The organism is Sphingomonas sp. (genome assembly GCF_042091075.1).
Taxonomy (GTDB): Bacteria; Pseudomonadota; Alphaproteobacteria; order Sphingomonadales; family Sphingomonadaceae; genus Sphingomonas.
Genome location: NZ_JBELIE010000227.1, coordinates 1 through 3,847 on the forward strand (window position 1 = coordinate 1; position 3,847 = coordinate 3,847).

A 3,847-nucleotide genomic window follows, 5' to 3' on the forward strand; every position below is an offset into this window, starting at 1 on the left:
GGCGCGCCGCTCGGCCTGCCGGCGTTGCTGCATCGCGCGGCGATATTCGTTCAGCCCGCGCGCCAGATCGCCCAACTCGTCCCGCCGGGAAAGGCCGGGCACGTCGGCGACACCGTCGTGCCCGGCATTGAACTGTCGCAGCCGGTCAGCGATGCGCACGATGGGTTCGATCACTTGGCGGCGCAGCCAGACGATCAGCACCATCAGGATAGTCAGCAATCCGGCGCTGCCCAGCAGGATACGCAACGATGCGGCCGATACCTGGCCGGAATGCCGCAGCATCGCCGCGTCCACATCACGCACCAGGCGCAGGCGGACGTTCGAGCGCGCCCGCTCCAGCCGTCGCAGCGCGGTAAGGAAGCCCGGCATCCTGGCGGCGATCGCCGCCGGCTCGCGCGGCGCGATCCGAACCAGCGCGCGCCCGGTGAGCACGAATTGATGCGCCGCTGCGGCCTGCTCCTGCAGCAACATCGCCAGATCCGGCGACACGAACGACGGCGATGCGACGGCCTGCCGGTCAAACGTGGCCAACATGCTGAGAAGGCCCGTCAGCGACGCGGCGGCGATCGGGCGCCCCGCCTCCGCGCGGCGCGTGACGTCGCCGATCCCAAGCCGCAATCGCTGTTGCAGCCGGTCATGCTCCTCCTCGGTGCGCAACATGGTCGCGAGCCGCTTCATCTGCTGGCTTTCGACATTCACGTCATGCGCGGCGATCAGTCCGATCGCCAGCAATCCCAACGCCAGGAGGAACACCGTTCCGAACGCCAGCAGGACGCGGGTGGAGATGGAGCGCGGCAACATAACCGCATGCCATAGGCCAGCAACGCTTACCAACAGCTTGCCGCGGGTCGTGCAGAACCGTACCAAAGTTTGCCTTAGCTGACGGGCAGCACCATCAGGCTCGCGTTGCCACCCGCCGCGGTGGTGTTGATCGAGGTCGATACCTCCTCGACCAGCCAGTCTAGGCGATAGCCAGCGCTGCCGGCTTGCGGCAGCACGATCGGACCGGGCAATTCCGCCAACGCCCGCAGCGCGGCGCCGACCGCGTCGCGCCCGCCCTCGATCAATGCCCCCGCATAGGGGCCCTCAGCGCGCCAGTCGGTGGCGGGATGGAGGCGATGCAGCACGCTGGCCGGCAGATCCGCGGGCACCTCGCCCTCGCCGACGATCACCTCATTGCCGCCGGCCAGCGCCGCACCGAGCTGCTCGAACAGCCCCGCGCGGGTCAGCGGCAGCAGCAGCACGCGCCCACGCGGATGCAGGGCATATAGGTTGCGTTCCCCGACCGGACCGGGCAGCTCCACCTCCGCCCCCAGCAGCGACGCCGCGATCGAGGCGCGTACCGACTGCGCAGCGGTGGCCTCGCCACGCTCCTCCAGCCACAGCGCCAGATCGCGGGCCGCCGGATCGGCGTGGTCGGACGCGATCGCGGGCGGCAGCGGTGCGCGCGCGGTCAGGCGGCCGAGATACAGCGGCCCGCCGGCCTTCGGCCCCGTGCCCGAAAGGCCGCGACCGCCAAACGGCTGCACGCCGACGACCGCGCCGATGACGTTGCGATTGATGTACAGATTGCCCGCCTTCACCCGGCTGGTGACATGGGCGATCGTCTCGTCGAGACGGGTGTGCAGCCCGAAGGTCAGGCCGTAGCCGGTCGCGTTGATCCGGTCGATCAGCCGGTCCAGCCCGGCGCGGCGGAAACGCACGACGTGCAGGACGGGGCCGAACACCTCCCGCTCCAGATCGGCCAGATCGGGCAGTTCGATGATCGTCGGCGCGACGAACGTGCCGTGCGCGACGTCGCCCGACAGCGCCGGTTGCTCCACCCGGCGCCCCTTGGCGCGCATCGCGGCGATATGGCGCTCGATCGTCGCCTTCGCCTCGGCGGTGATGACCGGCCCGATATCGGTGGCCAGCCGGTCGGTGCGGCCGATCGACAATTCGTGCAGCGCGCCCTTGATCATCGAGAGAATGCGATCCGCGACCTCCTCCTGCAGGCACAGCACGCGCAGCGCGGAGCACCGCTGGCCCGCGCTGTCGAAAGCGGAGGCGATCACGTCCGCGACCACTTGCTCCGCAAGCGCGGAACTGTCGACGATCATCGCATTCTGTCCGCCCGTTTCCGCGATCAGCGGGATCGGTGCGCCGCACGGCGACAGGCGGGTGGCGAGCGTTTTCTGGATCAGCCGCGCCACCTCTGTCGAGCCGGTGAACATCACCGCCGCCGTCTCCGGCGCGGCGACCAGCGCGGCGCCGATCGCGCCATCACCCGTCACCAGCCGCAGCACCGCCGCCGGAATCCCCGCCTCATGAAGGATCGCAACCCCCTGCGCAGCGATCAGCGGCGTTTCCTCCGCCGGTTTGGCGAGCACCGCATTGCCCGCGACCAGCGCCGCCGCGATCTGGCCGGTGAAGATCGCCAGCGGGAAGTTCCACGGGCTGATGCAGGTGACGACGCCCAGCCCGGCTGCGTCCGCCTGCAGCGTGGTGCGCGCCTGTTCGGCATAATAACGCAGGAAATCGATCGCCTCGCGCACCTCCGCGATCGCATTGGGCAACGACTTGCCCGCCTCGCGCACGATCAGCGCCAGCAATTCGGGCATGCGCTGCTGCATCAGGTCGGCGGCACGCTCCAGTATCGCGGCGCGCTCGATCGGCGGCACCATCGCCCAGTCCGGCGCGGCAGCGGCGGCTGCGGCAGCAGAAGCGCGGGCCTGGTCGGCATCCATCTCACGCACGATGCCGACCCGGTCGCGATGGTCGGCGGGGTTGAGCACCGCGCGCGCATCCCCTTCATCGCCGGCCTCCCAGGGGCCCGCCTCGGCCAGCCGGTCGCCCAGCATCGCCAGTACGCCTTCATCGCTGAGATCCAGTCCGGCCGAATTGATCCGGGCCCCATACAGATCGCGGGGCAGCGCGATGTGCGGGTTCTTCTGTCCCGGCTGCGCCATCGCGCGCACCGCCGCGACCGGATCGGCGACCAATTCGACGATCGGCACTTCGGGATCAGCAATCCTGTTCACGAACGAGGAATTGGCGCCATTCTCCAGCAATCGACGGACGAGATAGGCGAGCAGCGTCTCATGCGTGCCCACCGGCGCGTAGATTCGGCACGGCCGCCCCAACTTCTCCTCGCCGACGACCTCATCGTACAGCGGTTCGCCCATGCCGTGGAGGCACTGGAACTCGTAGTCGCCCATCGCGAAATCGGGACCGGCGAGATGGTAGATCGTCGCCAGCGTCTGCGCATTGTGCGTCGCGAACTGCGGAAAGACCGCGTCGCGCGCCGCCAGCAGCTTCCGCGCGCAGGCGACATAGGCCACGTCGGTGTGGATCTTGCGCGTGTAGACCGGAAAGTCGGCAAGCCCGTCGACCTGCGCGCGCTTGATCTCGGCGTCCCAGTAAGCGCCTTTCACCAGCCGGACCATGATCCGCCGCCCGGCGCGGCGCGCCAGATCGACGATCCAGTCGATCACGAGCGGACAGCGCTTGCCATAGGCCTGAACGACGAAACCCAGCCCGTCCCATCCCGCCAGCGCGGGATCGAACGCCAGCGTCTCCAGCAGGTCCAGTGACAGTTCGAGGCGGTCCGCCTCCTCCGCGTCGATGTTGAGGCCGATGTCGTGGTTTTTCGCCAGTACCGCCAGCGCCTTCACCCGTGGCAGCAGTTCGCTCATCACGCGATCGGCCTGCGCGCGAACGTAGCGCGGGTGCAGCGCGGACAATTTGATCGAGATCCCCGGTCCGGCATAGATGCCCCGCCCGGCCGCCGCGGCGCCGATCGCCCGCACCGCCTGCTCATAGTCGCGATAATAGCGGTCGGCATCGGCGGCGGTCGTCGCCGCCTCGC

At 69.3% G+C, this 3,847-nt stretch carries 2 protein-coding genes; both read right to left on the reverse strand.

What is annotated here, in order from left to right; all coding sequences use genetic code 11:
• The coding region (locus ACFDSW_RS15805; protein ID WP_375251222.1) for a HAMP domain-containing protein at window positions 1-801 on the reverse strand (801 nt) is incomplete at its 3' end.
• Window positions 802-875: 74 nt separating this feature from the next.
• On the reverse strand, window positions 876-3,847 hold a 2,972-nt coding region (putA, locus tag ACFDSW_RS15810), incomplete at its 5' end, for a bifunctional proline dehydrogenase/L-glutamate gamma-semialdehyde dehydrogenase PutA (protein ID WP_375251223.1).